This is a genomic window from Streptomyces sp. NBC_01077 (genome assembly GCF_045162855.1).
Taxonomy (GTDB): Bacteria; Actinomycetota; Actinomycetes; order Streptomycetales; family Streptomycetaceae; genus Streptomyces.
Genome location: NZ_CP108669.1, coordinates 5741529 through 5756245, shown reverse-complemented (window position 1 = coordinate 5756245; position 14717 = coordinate 5741529). Strand labels below are relative to the sequence as shown.

Here is a 14717-nt window from a genome sequence, read left to right as displayed (position 1 = left end):
GCACCCCACCCGTACGCCCGCCCGCACTCCGCGCGGGCCTTTTTCATGTCCGGAGGACACCAGATGGCCACTCCCCTCCCCGCGGACCGGCTCGTCGCCGCGCTCCGCGCCGAAGGCGTCACCGTCGTCGAACACCCCGGCTGGCGCACCCACAACCGCAACCACACCGGCGCCTGGGGCCCGGTCACCGGCGTGATGATCCACCACACCGTCAGCTCCGGCACCGCCTCCTCCGTCGAGATGTGCTTCAACGGCTACGAGGGCCTGCCCGGACCGCTCTGCCACGGCGTCATCGCCAAGGACGGCACCGTCCACCTCGTCGGCAACGGGCGCGCCAACCACGCCGGCGGCGGCGACCCGTCCGTCCTCCAGGCCGTGATCACCGAGACGTACGGGGACCGGCCGCCGGCCCCGCGCGCCCACCAGGGCAGCCACACCGCCGTCGACGGCAACTCCCGCTTCTACGGCTTCGAGTGCGTCAACCTCGGCAACGGCACCGACCCCTGGCCGGCCGCCCAGCTCGACGCGATCGAACGGGTCTCCGCCGCCCTGTGCCGGGCCCACGGCTGGGGCGCCAAGTCCGTCATCGGCCACCTGGAGTGGTCCGACTGGAAGAGCGACCCCAAGGGCTTCGGCATGCCGACGCTCCGCCAGCGGGTCCAGACCCGGCTCGCCAAGGCCCCCGCCAAGAACACCCCCGACAGCGGAAAGCCCGCCACCCCCCGCCTCCAGCCGTTCCCGGGCATCTCGTTCTTCCGCAAGGAGACGAGCTCCCCGGTCATCACGGCCATGGGCCGCCGTCTCGTCGCCGAGGGCTGCGCCGCGTACACGGTCGGCCCCGGCCCCCGCTGGAGCGAGGCCGACCGGCTCAGCTACGCGAAGTGGCAGCGCAAGCTCGGCTTCCGCGGCTCCGACGCCGACGGCATACCCGGCGCCGCATCCTGGAGCGCGCTGAAGGTCCCGTACACGAAGTAGCCACCGCACCAGAGGAGACCCCCGATGTCCGATGCCGCCCAGCGCACGGCCCGCACCGTCCTCCAGTCCGCCGTCGGCATCGCCGTCGTGCTCCCCGCGATCGTCGACGCCTCCGGCATCCCCGCGACCCTCCCCTGGGTCGCCGGGGCCCTGGCCGTCGCCGGCGGGATGGCCCGGGTGATGGCCCTGGACGTGGTGCAGAACCTGCTCCCGTCCTGGCTCCGCACCGACAGCGCCCCGGCCGAGGGCGGTGCCGATGACCGAGTCTGATCCGAACGACCCCGTCGCCGTCGCCCTCGAACTGGAACGGCTCCGCGGCACCCTGGAGGCCGGCTTCGCCCGGGTCGACGGCTCCCTCGCGCTGCTCGTCCAGCGCAGCGACCAGACCGACCGGCAGCTCGCCGACCACGAGGCCCGCCTCGACGACCTGGAACGCGCACGCTGGCCGCTGACCAGCATCGCCGCGCTGGCCGCGAGCGCCGGCGTACTCGTCGCCGTATGGGAACTGGCCGCCCGATAGGGACGGCCGGGCACGCCGAAGGGCGGCCACCCCCACGGGGGTGACCGCCCTTCGGTTTCGCACTACTTACTGGTTGTACGGACCGTAGTCGTAGTCCTCCAGCGGAACGGCCTGGCCGGAGCCCGAGCCGAACGGCGAGTAGTCGATGTCGTCGTAGCCGACGGCCGAGTACATCGCGGCCTTGGCCTCCTCGGTCGGCTCGACCCGGATGTTGCGGTAGCGGGACAGACCCGTACCGGCCGGGATGAGCTTACCGATGATGACGTTCTCCTTGAGGCCGATGAGGCTGTCGGACTTGGCGTTGATCGCCGCATCCGTCAGGACTCGGGTCGTCTCCTGGAAGGAGGCGGCCGACAGCCAGGATTCCGTCGCCAGCGAGGCCTTGGTGATACCCATCAGCTGCGGACGGCCGGAGGCGGGGTGACCGCCCTCGGTGACCACACGACGGTTCTCGGTCTCGAACTTCGAGCGCTCGACGAGCTCGCCCGGCAGCAGCTCCGCGTCGCCGGACTCGATGATCGTCACACGGCGCAGCATCTGCCGGATGATGATCTCGATGTGCTTGTCGTGGATCGACACGCCCTGCGAGTTGTAGACCTTCTGGACCTCGGCGACCAGGTGGATCTGGACCGCACGCTGACCGAGGATGCGCAGCACGTCGTGCGGGTTGGTGGCACCCACGGTGAGCTTCTGGCCCACCTCGACGTGGTCGCCCTCGCCCACGAGCAGACGGGCACGCTTCGAGATCGGGAACGCCGTCTCGTCGGTGCCGTCGTCCGGGGTGACGACGAGCTTCTTGGTCTTCTCGGTCTCCTCGATACGGACGCGGCCTGCCGCCTCCGAGATCGGGGCGACACCCTTGGGCTGACGAGCCTCGAAGAGCTCGACGACACGGGGCAGACCCTGGGTGATGTCGTCACCGGCCACACCACCGGTGTGGAAGGTACGCATCGTCAGCTGGGTACCGGGCTCACCGATGGACTGGGCGGCGATGATGCCGACCGCCTCACCGATGTCGACCAGCTTGCCGGTGGCCAGCGAACGGCCGTAGCAGAACGCACAGGTACCGACGGCGGACTCACAGGTCAGGACCGAGCGGGTCTTGACCTCCTCGACACCGGCGCCCACGAGGGCGTCGATGAGCACGTCACCCAGGTCGACGTTGGCCGGCGCGATGACCTTGCCGTCGACGACGACGTCCTCGGCGAGCATCCGCGCGTACACGGAGGTCTCGACGTCGTCCGTCTTGCGCAGGGCACCGTCGGCGCCGCGCTCGGCGATCCGCAGCTTCAGACCGCGCTCGGTGCCACAGTCCTCCTCGCGGATGATCACGTCCTGCGAGACGTCCACCAGACGACGGGTCAGGTAACCCGAGTCGGCGGTACGCAGGGCGGTGTCCGCCAGACCCTTACGGGCACCGTGCGTGGAGATGAAGTACTCCAGAACGGTGAGGCCCTCACGGAAGGACGCCTTGATGGGACGCGGGATCGTCTCGTTCTTGGCGTTCGACACCAGACCACGCATACCGGCGATCTGACGCATCTGCATCATGTTTCCTCGGGCACCCGAGTCAACCATCATGAAGATGGGGTTCGTCTTCGGGAAGTTCGCGTTCATCGCCTCGGCAACCTCGTTGGTCGCCTTGGTCCAGATCGCGATGAGCTCCTGAGTGCGCTCTTCCTTCGTGATGAGACCGCGCTCGTACTGCTTCTGGACCTTCTCGTCCTGCTCCTCGTAGCCCTTGACGATGGCCTTCTTGGCCTCGGGCACGACGACGTCGGAGATGGCCACGGTGACACCGGAACGGGTCGCCCAGTAGAAGCCCGCCGCCTTCAGGTTGTCGAGCGTCGCCGCCACGATGACCTTGGGGTAGCGCTCGGCGAGGTCGTTGACGATCTCGGAGAGCTGCTTCTTGCCGACGGAGTAGTCGACGAACGGGTAGTCCTCGGGCAGCAGCTCGTTGAAGAGCGCGCGGCCCAGCGACGTACGCAGGCGGAACGAGTCACCCTGCTGCCACTCCGGCTCGCCCTCTTCGGTGACCGGGGGAACCCAGCCACGCGGAGCGACGGTGCCGACGGGGAAGCGGATGTCGATCTGCGACTGCAGCGCGAGCTCGCCGGCGTCGAACGCCATGATCGCCTCGGCCGTGGAGCCGAACGCGCGGCCCTCGCCCTTGGTGTCACGGAGCTCACCGTCGGTGGTCAGGAAGAACAGACCGAGGACCATGTCCTGGGTCGGCATCGTGACCGGACGGCCGTCGGCGGGCTTCAGGATGTTGTTCGAGGACAGCATCAGGATGCGGGCCTCGGCCTGCGCCTCCGCGGAGAGCGGCAGGTGCACGGCCATCTGGTCACCGTCGAAGTCCGCGTTGAACGCGGTGCAGACGAGCGGGTGGATCTGGATGGCCTTGCCCTCGACCAGCTGGGGCTCGAAGGCCTGGATGCCGAGGCGGTGCAGCGTGGGCGCACGGTTCAGCAGAACCGGGTGCTCGGCGATGACCTCTTCGAGGACGTCGTACACGACCGTGCGGCCGCGCTCGACCATCCGCTTGGCGCTCTTGATGTTCTGCGCGTGGTTCAGGTCGACCAGGCGCTTCATCACGAACGGCTTGAAGAGCTCCAGCGCCATGGCCTTCGGCAGACCACACTGGTGCAGCTTCAGCTGCGGACCCACGACGATGACGGAACGCGCGGAGTAGTCCACACGCTTGCCGAGCAGGTTCTGACGGAAACGACCCTGCTTGCCCTTCAGCATGTCGCTGAGGGACTTCAGCGGACGGTTGCCGGGGCCCGTGACCGGGCGACCACGACGGCCGTTGTCGAAGAGGGCGTCGACCGCCTCCTGGAGCATCCGCTTCTCGTTGTTCACGATGATCTCGGGGGCACCGAGGTCGAGCAGACGCTTCAGACGGTTGTTGCGGTTGATCACGCGGCGGTACAGGTCGTTCAGGTCGGAGGTCGCGAAGCGGCCACCGTCCAGCTGCACCATCGGACGCAGGTCCGGCGGGATGACCGGCACGCAGTCGAGAACCATGCCCTTGGGGCTGTTCGCGGTCTGCAGGAACGCGGAGACGACCTTGAGGCGCTTGAGCGCACGGGTCTTCTTCTGGCCCTTGCCGGTACGGATGATCTCGCGGAGGCGCTCGGCCTCCTCCTCCAGGTCGAAGGACTCGAGGCGCTTCTGCAGCGCCGCGGCACCCATCGAACCGTCGAAGTACGTGCCGAAGCGGTCACGCAGCTCGCGGTAGAGGAGCTCGTCGCCCTCCAGGTCCTGGACCTTGAGGTTCTTGAAGCGCGACCAGACCTCGTCGAGACGGTCGATCTCGCGCTGCGCACGGTCGCGCAGCTGCTTCATCTCACGCTCGGCGCCCTCGCGCACCTTGCGGCGCACGTCGGCCTTGGCGCCCTCGGCCTCGAGCTCGCCGAGGTCGTTCTCGAGCTTCTTGGCGCGGGCCTCCAGGTCGGAGTCGCGACGGTTCTCGATCTGCTGACGCTCGACGGAGACGTGCGCCTCCAGCGAGGGCAGGTCACGCGTACGACGCTCGTCGTCGACGAACGTGATCATGTACGCCGCGAAGTAGATGACCTTCTCGAGGTCCTTCGGGGCGAGGTCGAGCAGGTAGCCAAGACGCGACGGAACGCCCTTGAAGTACCAGATGTGGGTGACGGGAGCGGCGAGCTCGATGTGGCCCATCCGCTCACGGCGCACCTTCGCGCGGGTGACCTCGACGCCACACCGCTCACAGATGATGCCCTTGAAGCGGACACGCTTGTACTTGCCGCAGTAGCACTCCCAGTCCCGGGTCGGACCGAAGATCTTCTCGCAGAAGAGTCCGTCCTTCTCGGGCTTGAGCGTGCGGTAGTTGATGGTCTCCGGCTTCTTGACCTCGCCGTGGCTCCACTGACGGATGTCGTCAGCGGTGGCCAGACCGATCCGGAGCTCGTCGAAGAAGTTGACGTCGAGCACTATGCGTCAATCCCTCTCAGGGTTGTAAGGCTTGGGGTCTGATACGGGGGTCCTGGGGCCGGCCGGGGACTCAGCGGTGAAACGCCGAGTCCCCGACCGAACTCCCGTCAGACCTCTTCGACGCTGCTCGGCTCGCGCCGGGACAGGTCGATGCCGAGCTCCTCCGCTGCGCGGAAGACGTCCTCGTCGGTGTCGCGCATCTCGATGGACATGCCGTCCGAGGACAGCACCTCCACGTTGAGGCACAGGGACTGCATCTCCTTGATGAGCACCTTGAAGGACTCGGGGATGCCGGGCTCAGGGATGTTCTCGCCCTTGACGATGGCCTCGTAGACCTTCACGCGGCCGGTCACGTCGTCGGACTTGATCGTCAGCAGCTCCTGGAGGGCGTAAGCGGCGCCATATGCCTCCAGCGCCCACACCTCCATCTCACCGAAGCGCTGGCCACCGAACTGGGCCTTACCACCCAGCGGCTGCTGGGTGATCATCGAGTACGGGCCGGTCGAACGGGCGTGGAGCTTGTCGTCGACCAGGTGGTGGAGCTTGAGGATGTACATGTACCCGACCGAGACCGGGTCCGGGAACGGCTCGCCGGAGCGGCCGTCGAACAGCCTCGCCTTACCGGTCGGGAGCACCATGCGCTCGCCGTCGCGGTTCGGGATGGTGTGGTTCAGCAGACCCGCGAGCTCGTCCTCACGCGCACCGTCGAAGACCGGGGTGGCGACGTTGGTGCCGGGGGCGACCTTGTCGGCGCCGATCACCTGGAGGCGCTGCGCCCACTCGTCCGCGAGACCGGAGACGTCCCAGCCGCGGCTGGCGAGCCAGCCGAGGTGGATCTCCAGGACCTGTCCCGGGTTCATTCGGGACGGGACACCCAGCGGGTTGAGGATGATGTCGACCGGGGTGCCGTCCTCAAGGAAGGGCATGTCCTCGATCGGGAGGATCTTCGAGATGACGCCCTTGTTGCCGTGACGGCCGGCGAGCTTGTCACCATCGGTGATCTTGCGCTTCTGGGCGACGTAGACGCGGACCAGCTGGTTCACGCCCGGGGGAAGCTCGTCGCCCTCCTCGCGGTCGAAGACGCGGACGCCGATGATCTTGCCGATCTCGCCGTGCGGCACCTTCAGCGAGGTGTCACGGACCTCACGGGCCTTCTCACCGAAGATCGCGCGGAGCAGACGCTCTTCCGGGGTCAGCTCGGTCTCACCCTTGGGCGTGACCTTGCCGACGAGGATGTCGCCGGCGACGACCTCGGCACCGATACGGATGATGCCGCGCTCGTCGAGGTCCGCGAGGACCTCCTCGGAGACGTTCGGGATGTCCCGGGTGATCTCCTCCGGGCCGAGCTTGGTGTCACGGGCGTCGACCTCGTGCTCCTCGATGTGGATCGAGGAGAGGACGTCGTCCTGCACGAGGCGCTGCGACAGGATGATCGCGTCCTCGTAGTTGTGACCCTCCCACGGCATGAACGCGACCAGCAGGTTCTTGCCGAGCGCCATCTCGCCGTCTTCGGTGGCGGGACCGTCGGCGAGGACCTGGCCCTCGATCACGCGGTCGCCCTCGTCGACGACGACCTTCTGGTTGACCGAGGTGCCCTGGTTCGAGCGCGAGAACTTGTGCAGGCGGTACGTGATGTACGTGCCGTCGTCGTTGGCGACGGTGATGTAGTCCGCGGAGAGCTCCTGGACGACACCGTCCTTCTCGGCCTTGAGCACGTCACCGGCGTCGGTGGCGCAGCGGTACTCCATGCCGGTGCCGACGAGCGGGGCCTCGGACTTGATCAGCGGAACGGCCTGACGCATCATGTTCGCGCCCATGAGGGCACGGTTGGCGTCGTCGTGCTCGAGGAACGGGATCATGGCGGTCGCGACCGACACCATCTGGCGCGGCGAGACGTCCATGTAGTCCACGTCCGACGGCTCGACGTAGTCGACCTCGCCACCACGCTTGCGAACCAGGACGCGGTTCTCGGTGAGCCGCAGTTCGTCGTCGAGCGCGGCGTTGGCCTGCGCGATGACGAAGCGGTCCTCCTCGTCGGCGGTGACGTAGTCGACGTCGTCGGTGACCGTACCGTCGATGACCTTGCGGTACGGCGTCTCGATGAAGCCGAACGCGTTGACGCGGCCGTACGAGGCGAGCGAACCGATCAGACCGATGTTCGGGCCTTCCGGGGTCTCGATCGGGCACATACGTCCGTAGTGGGACGGGTGCACGTCTCGGACCTCGAAGCCGGCCCGCTCACGGGACAGACCACCAGGGCCCAGCGCCGAGAGACGACGCTTGTGCGTCAGACCCGACAGCGGGTTGTTCTGGTCCATGAACTGGGACAGCTGGCTGGTGCCGAAGAACTCCTTGATGGAGGCGACGACCGGCCGGATGTTGATCAGGGTCTGCGGCGTGATCGCCTCGACGTCCTGGGTGGTCATGCGCTCACGCACGACGCGCTCCATACGAGCCAGACCCGTGCGGACCTGGTTCTGGATGAGCTCGCCGACGTTGCGCAGACGACGGTTGCCGAAGTGGTCGATGTCGTCGGTCTCGACGACGATCTCGTTGCCGTTCTCGCCGATCGTCTCGGTCTCGCCCGCGTGGAGCTTGACCAGGTACTTGATCGTGGCGATGACGTCATCGGTGGTGAGCACGCCGGCGTCCAGCGGCTCGTCGGCGCCGAGCTTCTTGTTCACCTTGTAGCGGCCGACCTTGGCGAGGTCGTAGCGCTTCGGGTTGAAGTAGAGGTTCTCGAGCAGCGTCTGAGCGGCCTCACGGGTCGGCGGCTCGCCCGGACGCAGCTTGCGGTAGATGTCGAGCAGCGCGTCGTCCTGGCCCTGGGTGTGGTCCTTCTCCAGGGTGGCGCGCATGGACTCGTACTCGCCGAACTCCTGCAGGATCTGCTCGGTGCTCCAGCCGAGAGCCTTGAGGAGGACGGTGACGGACTGCTTGCGCTTGCGGTCGATGCGGACACCGACCAGGTCGCGCTTGTCGATCTCCATCTCCAGCCAGGCACCCCGGGACGGGATGATCTTGGCCGAGAAGATGTCCTTGTCGGACGTCTTGTCGATGGAGGAGTCGAAGTAGACACCCGGCGAACGGACCAGCTGCGACACCACGACACGCTCGGTGCCGTTGATGACGAAGGTGCCCTTGTTCGTCATGAGCGGGAAGTCGCCCATGAAGACCGTCTGGGACTTGATCTCGCCGGTCTCGTTGTTGGTGAACTCGGCGGTGACGAAGAGCGGGGCACCGTACGTGAAGTCACGGTCCTTGCACTCGTCGATCGAGTTCTTCGGCGGCTCGAAGCGGTGGTCGCGGAAGGTCAGCGACATCGACCCGGAGAAGTCCTCGATCGGCGAGATCTCCTCGAAGATCTCTTCCAGGCCGGACTTCCTGGGGACGTCCTGTCCCGACTCAAGGGCAGCCTCGACGCGAGCCTTCCAGGCGGCGTTGCCGAGCAGCCAGTCAAAGCTCTCGGTCTGCAGCGCGAGGAGGTTCGGAACCTCGAGGGGCTCCCTGATCTTTGCAAAAGAGATGCGCAGCGGGGCGGTGCTTGCGCCGTTGTTCGTATTGGTCGAGGCGTTGCGCGAGGCGGCCAAGAGGGGGTCCTTCCGAGGGCTCGGACTCACTACGCGCGTACCGGTCCCCTGCATGCTTCATGGCAGACATTTCCTGAGATGACCGAAAGGCCAGGTCAGACGCGGTCGGGCTATGAAGCGGATGCGAAGGTATGCCCCTGGTGACGGGCAGGGGGCAGCTAACAGGCAGCGCAAAGGGTCAGTGTAGCCACTTGGCTCACTGATGTCCAGGGCGAATAATTCGCGACCCTCGTTGCTCTCAACTCCGCGGTACCTCGCGCCGTGCGGCGCACCTCGATACTGCCCGTTCAGTCGTCGATCCATGCCTCGGAAACGGATCGTTGTGACGACGCGTCCTGAGAATTGCGCGCTGCGTGCGGTTCGTCAAGGCCCCCCGGTCTGCGGGGCGCACGGCGAAGATCACCATACTCCGCTCCCGGCGGCCCTCAGGCGTCCCGCCACGCCCTTCCCGGGGAACGCCGAAAGGCGACCACCCAGAAGGGTGATCGCCTTTCGATGCTCCCGCGTTACACGGGAGCAGGAGTCTGCTAGCGACTCGAAACGGTCTTACTTGACCGTGACGGAGGCACCGGCGGCCTTGAGGGACTCGGCAGCCTTCTCGGCGGCCTCCTTCGCGACCTTCTCGAGGACCGGCTTCGGGGTGCCGTCGACGAGGTCCTTGGCCTCCTTGAGGCCCAGGGAGGTGAGCTCACGCACGACCTTGATGACCTGGATCTTCTTGTCGCCGGCACCCTCGAGGATGACGTCGAACTCGTCCTGCTCGGCCTCGGCCTCGGCGGCGACGGGGGCACCCGGGCCGGCAACGGCGACGGCCGCGGCGGCGGTGACGTCGAACTTGTCCTCGAACGCCTTCACGAACTCGGAGAGCTCGATGAGGGTCATCTCCTCGAACTGGGCGAGGAGGTCGTCCTGAGAGAGCTTCGCCATGATGGGCGATCCTTCCACTAATTCGGCAAGTGCCGGATGTATAGAGAGGCGGGCGTTACGGCCCGCTACGACCTGCGCCTAGGCGGCACAGATCATGACGCGAGCCGAATTACTCGGCACCGCCCTCGGCGAGCTTGACGCGAAGCGCCTCCGCGGTGCGGACGAACTTCGACGGCAGCGCCTGGAAGAGCGAGGCAGCCTGAGACTGCTTGCCCTTGAACGCGCCGGCCAGCTTGCTGAGCAGAACCTCGCGGGACTCGAGGTCCGCGAGCTTCTTGATCTCATCGGCGGAGAGCGCCTTACCATCAAGGACACCGCCCTTGATGATGAGGTTCGGGTTGTCCTTGGCGAAGTCACGCAGGCTCTTCGCCGACTCCACCGGGTCACCGGTGATGAAGGCGACCGCGGTCGGACCAGCGAAGTGCTCGTCCAGCGCGGTGATCCCGGCCTGGTTGGCCGCAATCTTGGTCAGCGTGTTCTTCACCACGGCGTACTGGGCGTTCTCACCGAGCGAACGACGCAGCGTCTTGAGCTGCGCAACGGTGAGACCCCGGTACTCGGTCAGCACGGCGGCGTTCGAGCTGCGGAACTGGTCCTCAAGCTCGGCTACCGCGGCAGCCTTGTCGGGCCTTGCCATAGAGCGTCGGCCTCCTTCCGGGTGATGAGGACCGCTCAGAAGGGGCTGACAAAACAAAACGCCCCGGCGCAGGCGCTCGGGGCTCAGCTCAACCGCATCACGAGGATCCGGGAACTTCTCCACAATCACCTGCGCGGGTCGTTCGCGTCTCAGCGAATCCTTCGGCCACCGCACCTTGACGGCACAGTGACGACCAGCGGTCTTTGGCTTCCTCGGAAGAGTACGTGACCGGGTCGCCCCGGGGCAAATCAGCCCCGACCGAGGCCCTGACCGAGGCTCTTCAGCAACTCCATGATGCCGAAGGTGTCCTTGGCGGGCGGGGCCTGGACGGCAGCCCTGGTGCCGTAGTCGGTGTAGTTCGTCGTGAGCTTCGTCAGCGACCCGTCGGCCCTCGTGCTGACGATCGTCCGCACCGGATAGCCGTCCGTGCCGATCCAGACGTCCATGGCCTTGCCGCCGGAGAGCGGGCCCCCGTAGTGCTGCACCGGGGCGCCGTCGAGCTTCTCCGTGCCGATGTGCTTCACCGCCGACGAGCCGGCGAGGAGGCCGAGCTCCCGGGCCGGATCCTGGTTCACCACGCCCAGACCGGCGGTCAGCTGCGTCAGCAGCTCGTCGCCACCGGCGACACCCTCGGCCTCGATCCTCATCCAGCGCCTGCCGCCCGTCTGCGCGGCCTGCCCGGCGCCCACGTCCGTGTAGGTGGTCCCGTCGGCCGTGACCAGGCGCGTTTCGGCGGGAGCGCCGGGGATTCCGGCCAGGTAGGTCGAATCGGTGACCTTCAGGTCCGCGACCGAGGGGCTCCATCCCTGGACACCGGTGAACGTGCTGCTGCCGGCCGCCTGGCCGCCGCTCACGACGACGCGCATCTCGACCTTGGCGCTCTTGGCCTCGGCGGTCTTGGTGTGCGCGGCCCGGAGGGCCTTCGTGGCCTCCTCCCGGGTCTGCGTCCCCGGCCCGGCGGACGCCCCCGCCGGCTTCGTACCGCCGTCGCCGTCCTCACACCCCGAGACGCCCGTCACGACGACCACGGCCGCCAGTGCGACGGCCGCGCGCTTCCATGCGGACCTGCTCATGCGGGTTCCCCCTTGATCAACGTCGTACGTCCCCCGGACCGTAACAAAAAACCGGCCCCGCACCTCCGAAGAGGTGCGGGGCCGGCTGACCGCTCAGCGAGCCCGTGGGGCTCAGACCGTCTCGTCCTCGACGAGCAGGTTGCGGGTGCGGTTCGAGTCCAGCGGGATGCCGGGGCCCATCGTCGTCGCGAGGGTCGCCTTCTTGATGTAGCGACCCTTCGCGGCGGACGGCTTCAGACGGAGGATCTCGTCCAGGGCCGCGGCGTAGTTCTCGACCAGCTTCGTCTCGTCGAAGGAGACCTTGCCGATGATGAAGTGCAGGTTCGAGTGCTTGTCGACGCGGAACTCGATCTTGCCGCCCTTGATCTCGTTGACAGCCTTGGCGACATCGGGGGTGACGGTGCCGACCTTGGGGTTCGGCATGAGACCACGCGGGCCGAGGACGCGGCCGAGGCGGCCGACCTTGCCCATGAGGTCCGGGGTGGCCACAACGGCGTCGAACTCGTTCAGGCGGTTGCCCTTGGAGATCTCGTCGATGAGCTCGTCGGAGCCGACGATGTCGGCGCCGGCGGCAATCGCGGCCTCGGCACGGTCACCGGTCGCGAAGACCAGGACCCGGGCGGTCTTGCCGGTGCCGTGCGGGAGGTTCACGGTGCCGCGGACCATCTGGTCGGCCTTGCGCGGGTCGACGCCCAGGCGGAAGGCGACCTCGACGGTGCCGTCGAACTTCGTGTTGGAGGTGTCCTTGGCGAGACGGACGGCCTCGAGAGGGGCGTAGAGCCGCTCGCTGTCGATCTTGGCGTCCGCGGCGCGGAGAGTCTTGCTGCGCTTCACTGCTTCTCCTGTTGGTTCAGGTGTGGAGTCGTGGTGCGGGCCGGCGCTGGCCCTACCACTGGGTCACGAGGGGGCTGATCAGCCCTCGACCGTGATGCCCATGGAACGGGCGGTGCCAGCGATGATCTTGGACGCGGCGTCCAGGTCGTTGGCGTTCAGGTCGGGGAGCTTGACCGTGGCGATCTCGCGGACCTGGGCGGCGGTGAGCTTGGCGACCTTGGTCTTGTGCGGCTCGCCGGAGCCCTTGTCCACACCCGCGGCCTTGAGGATCAGCTTGGCGGCCGGCGGAGTCTTGGTGATGAAGGTGAAGGAACGGTCGTCGTAGACCGTGATCTCCACCGGCACGACCATGCCACGCTGCGACTCGGTCGCGGCGTTGTAGGCCTTGCAGAACTCCATGATGTTGACGCCGTGCTGGCCCAGCGCGGGACCGACCGGCGGGGCCGGGTTGGCCGCACCAGCGTTGATCTGGAGCTTGATAAGCCCCGTGACCTTCTTCTTCTTGGGAGGCATTGCTCTCTCCGGGTCCTAGTGAGAGTGTTCAGCCCGCCATCCGGTCATCCGGATGCAGGCATACCGCACCACGATAACGGGTATAGCGCTGCGGCCAAAAACCGAGCAGGTCAGAGCGGCTGTGACAGCCACTCTGACCTGGTCGGAAGCTTATGAGATCAGTTCTTCTGGATCTGGTCGAAGCTGAGCTCGACCGGGGTCTCGCGACCGAAGATCTCGACGAGGCCCTTGACCTTCTTCGAGTCGGGGTTGATCTCGTTGATGGTCGCCTGGAGGGTGGCGAAGGGGCCGTCGGTGACGGTGACCGAGTCGCCGACCTCGAAGTCCAGCACCTGGACCTCCAGCTTGCGGGCCGGAGCCGGCTTGCCCTCGGCCTCGGCGGCCTCGCGGGCGGCCTTCTCCTCGGCCTCCGGGGCGAGCATCTTGACGATCTCGTCCAGGGTCAGCGGGTACGGGTCGTAGGCGTTGCCCACGAAGCCGGTGACGCCGGGGGTGTTGCGGACGACGCCCCAGGACTCGTTCGTCAGGTCCATGCGGACGAGAACGTAGCCGGGAAGCTTGTTCTGCTTGACGTTCTTCCGCTCGCCGCCCTTGATCTGGACGATCTCTTCCTCGGGGACCTCGGCCTGGTAGATGAAGTCCTCGACGTTGAGCGAGACGGCACGCTGCTCGAGGTTCGCCTTCACGCGCTTCTCGTAGCCGGCGTAGGTGTGGATGACGTACCACTCGCCGGGGAGGGTGCGCAGCTCCTCGCGGAGCGCGGTGACCGGGTCGACCGGGGCGGCCGGCTCGGCCTCCTCGTCGGTCTCTTCCTCGGTGTCCTCGACCTCGACGACGGTCTCGTCCTCGTCGGTCTCGGCGTCCTCGTCGGTCTCGACGTCGGCGTCCTCGTCGGTCTCCGACTCGTCCTGGTCCTCGTCCTCGACCTGGGGAGCGGCTTCCTCGACGGACTCGCCGGCAACGTCGTCAGCAGCGTCGGCCTGGTCCTCGTCGGCGGCCTCGACGGTGTCCAGCTCGTCCTCGACGGACTCGGACTCGAAGGCGTCGTTCAGGTTCGCGTCAGACACGGTGGCTGCTTCTTCCTGCGATACAGATGGGGTGGAACAAAAAGTCAGCCGAAGACGTACTTGACTGCTTCCTGGAAGCCATAGTCAATCACGGTGACAAGGCCGATCATGATGACGACGAAGACAATCACCACGGTGGTGTACGTCGACAGCTGGCTGCGCGTGGGCCAGACGACCTTGCGGAGCTCCGCGACGATCTGGCGGTAGAAGAGCGCGAGACGGCCCAGGGGGCCCTTCTTTCCGCGCTTCCCGCCCTTGCGGGACTTCTTCTTCGACTCTGCGGCCTCGTCATCGGCATCAGGCATGTCGATGGAGCCTACGGCGTCCGTCACGATCTCTCACCTGATTCCGGGTCGGCCGTGCCGCGCCCGGGTGGAGCCGCACGGCGGTGCAATGAAGTACGTACATGCGCACAACACCTGGCGGTGTGTGTAGCAGGGCCGGAGGGACTTGAACCCCCAACCGCCGGTTTTGGAGACCGGTGCTCTACCAATTGAGCTACGACCCTCTGCTGGTGTCCCTCAACGTACCGCATCGTGAGATGTGGTCGGTGCGGGCCAACGAGGAGTGAGCATACGTGGTCAGGGGCCCCCGCGTCGAACAGAAACCACGACC

At 66.9% G+C, this 14717-nt stretch carries 12 protein-coding genes and 1 tRNA gene; 3 read left to right on the top strand and 10 right to left on the bottom strand.

Going from position 1 to position 14717, the window contains the following annotated elements:
- The first annotated feature begins 63 nt into the window (after positions 1–63).
- Genes OG462_RS26095 through OG462_RS26085 form a run of 3 tightly spaced genes read left to right on the top strand, consistent with a single transcriptional unit; the run spans position 64 to position 1495 of the window.
- The gene (locus OG462_RS26095) at positions 64–975 is read left to right on the top strand and encodes a peptidoglycan-binding protein (RefSeq protein WP_406061222.1); all 912 of its coding nucleotides are present in this window, start codon (positions 64–66) and stop codon (positions 973–975) included.
- 24 nt (positions 976–999) lie between these two features.
- Positions 1000–1245 (top strand): hypothetical protein, encoded by a 246-nt coding sequence (locus tag OG462_RS26090; RefSeq protein WP_406061221.1) that lies wholly within the window; start codon positions 1000–1002, stop codon positions 1243–1245.
- Positions 1232–1495: a hypothetical protein gene (locus OG462_RS26085; protein ID WP_406061219.1), complete on the top strand. Its 264-nt coding sequence runs from the start codon at positions 1232–1234 to the stop codon at positions 1493–1495. The genes OG462_RS26090 and OG462_RS26085 overlap by 14 nt, the downstream gene beginning before the upstream one ends.
- A gap of 66 nt (positions 1496–1561) precedes the next feature.
- Here the strand turns inward: OG462_RS26085 and OG462_RS26080 are convergent, their stop codons facing one another.
- The 10 genes from OG462_RS26080 to OG462_RS26035 all read right to left on the bottom strand — a co-directional run bounded on the left by OG462_RS26080 (position 1562) and on the right by OG462_RS26035 (position 14610).
- On the bottom strand, positions 1562–5461 hold the full coding sequence (locus OG462_RS26080; RefSeq protein ID WP_406061217.1) for a DNA-directed RNA polymerase subunit beta': 3900 nt from the start codon (positions 5459–5461) through the stop codon (positions 1562–1564).
- 107 nt (positions 5462–5568) lie between these two features.
- Entirely contained in the window at positions 5569–9051 is a 3483-nt protein-coding gene (rpoB, locus tag OG462_RS26075) for a DNA-directed RNA polymerase subunit beta (RefSeq protein WP_406061215.1), read from the bottom strand.
- Positions 9052–9597: 546 nt separating this feature from the next.
- Entirely contained in the window at positions 9598–9978 is a 381-nt protein-coding gene (rplL, locus tag OG462_RS26070) for a 50S ribosomal protein L7/L12 (RefSeq protein ID WP_266895362.1), read from the bottom strand.
- A 109-nt stretch (positions 9979–10087) separates the two neighbouring features.
- Positions 10088–10615, bottom strand: coding sequence for a 50S ribosomal protein L10 (gene rplJ, locus OG462_RS26065; protein ID WP_189831652.1), 528 nt, complete (start codon positions 10613–10615; stop codon positions 10088–10090).
- Positions 10616–10863: 248 nt separating this feature from the next.
- Positions 10864–11688, bottom strand: a complete 825-nt coding sequence (locus OG462_RS26060; RefSeq protein WP_406061214.1) for a hypothetical protein — start codon at positions 11686–11688, stop codon at positions 10864–10866.
- A gap of 111 nt (positions 11689–11799) precedes the next feature.
- The gene (gene rplA, locus OG462_RS26055) at positions 11800–12522 is read right to left on the bottom strand and encodes a 50S ribosomal protein L1 (RefSeq protein ID WP_406061213.1); all 723 of its coding nucleotides are present in this window, start codon (positions 12520–12522) and stop codon (positions 11800–11802) included.
- 78 nt (positions 12523–12600) lie between these two features.
- On the bottom strand, positions 12601–13035 hold the full coding sequence (gene rplK, locus OG462_RS26050) for a 50S ribosomal protein L11 (protein WP_315891551.1): 435 nt from the start codon (positions 13033–13035) through the stop codon (positions 12601–12603).
- A 158-nt stretch (positions 13036–13193) separates the two neighbouring features.
- Positions 13194–14102, bottom strand: coding sequence for a transcription termination/antitermination protein NusG (gene nusG, locus OG462_RS26045; RefSeq protein WP_406061210.1), 909 nt, complete (start codon positions 14100–14102; stop codon positions 13194–13196).
- A 44-nt stretch (positions 14103–14146) separates the two neighbouring features.
- Complete coding sequence (gene secE, locus OG462_RS26040; RefSeq protein ID WP_015035534.1) at positions 14147–14434, bottom strand: preprotein translocase subunit SecE; 288 nt, start codon at positions 14432–14434, stop codon at positions 14147–14149.
- Between the two features lie 103 nt (positions 14435–14537).
- Positions 14538–14610, bottom strand: a tRNA-Trp gene (locus tag OG462_RS26035).
- Between the last annotated feature and the right edge of the window lie 107 nt (positions 14611–14717).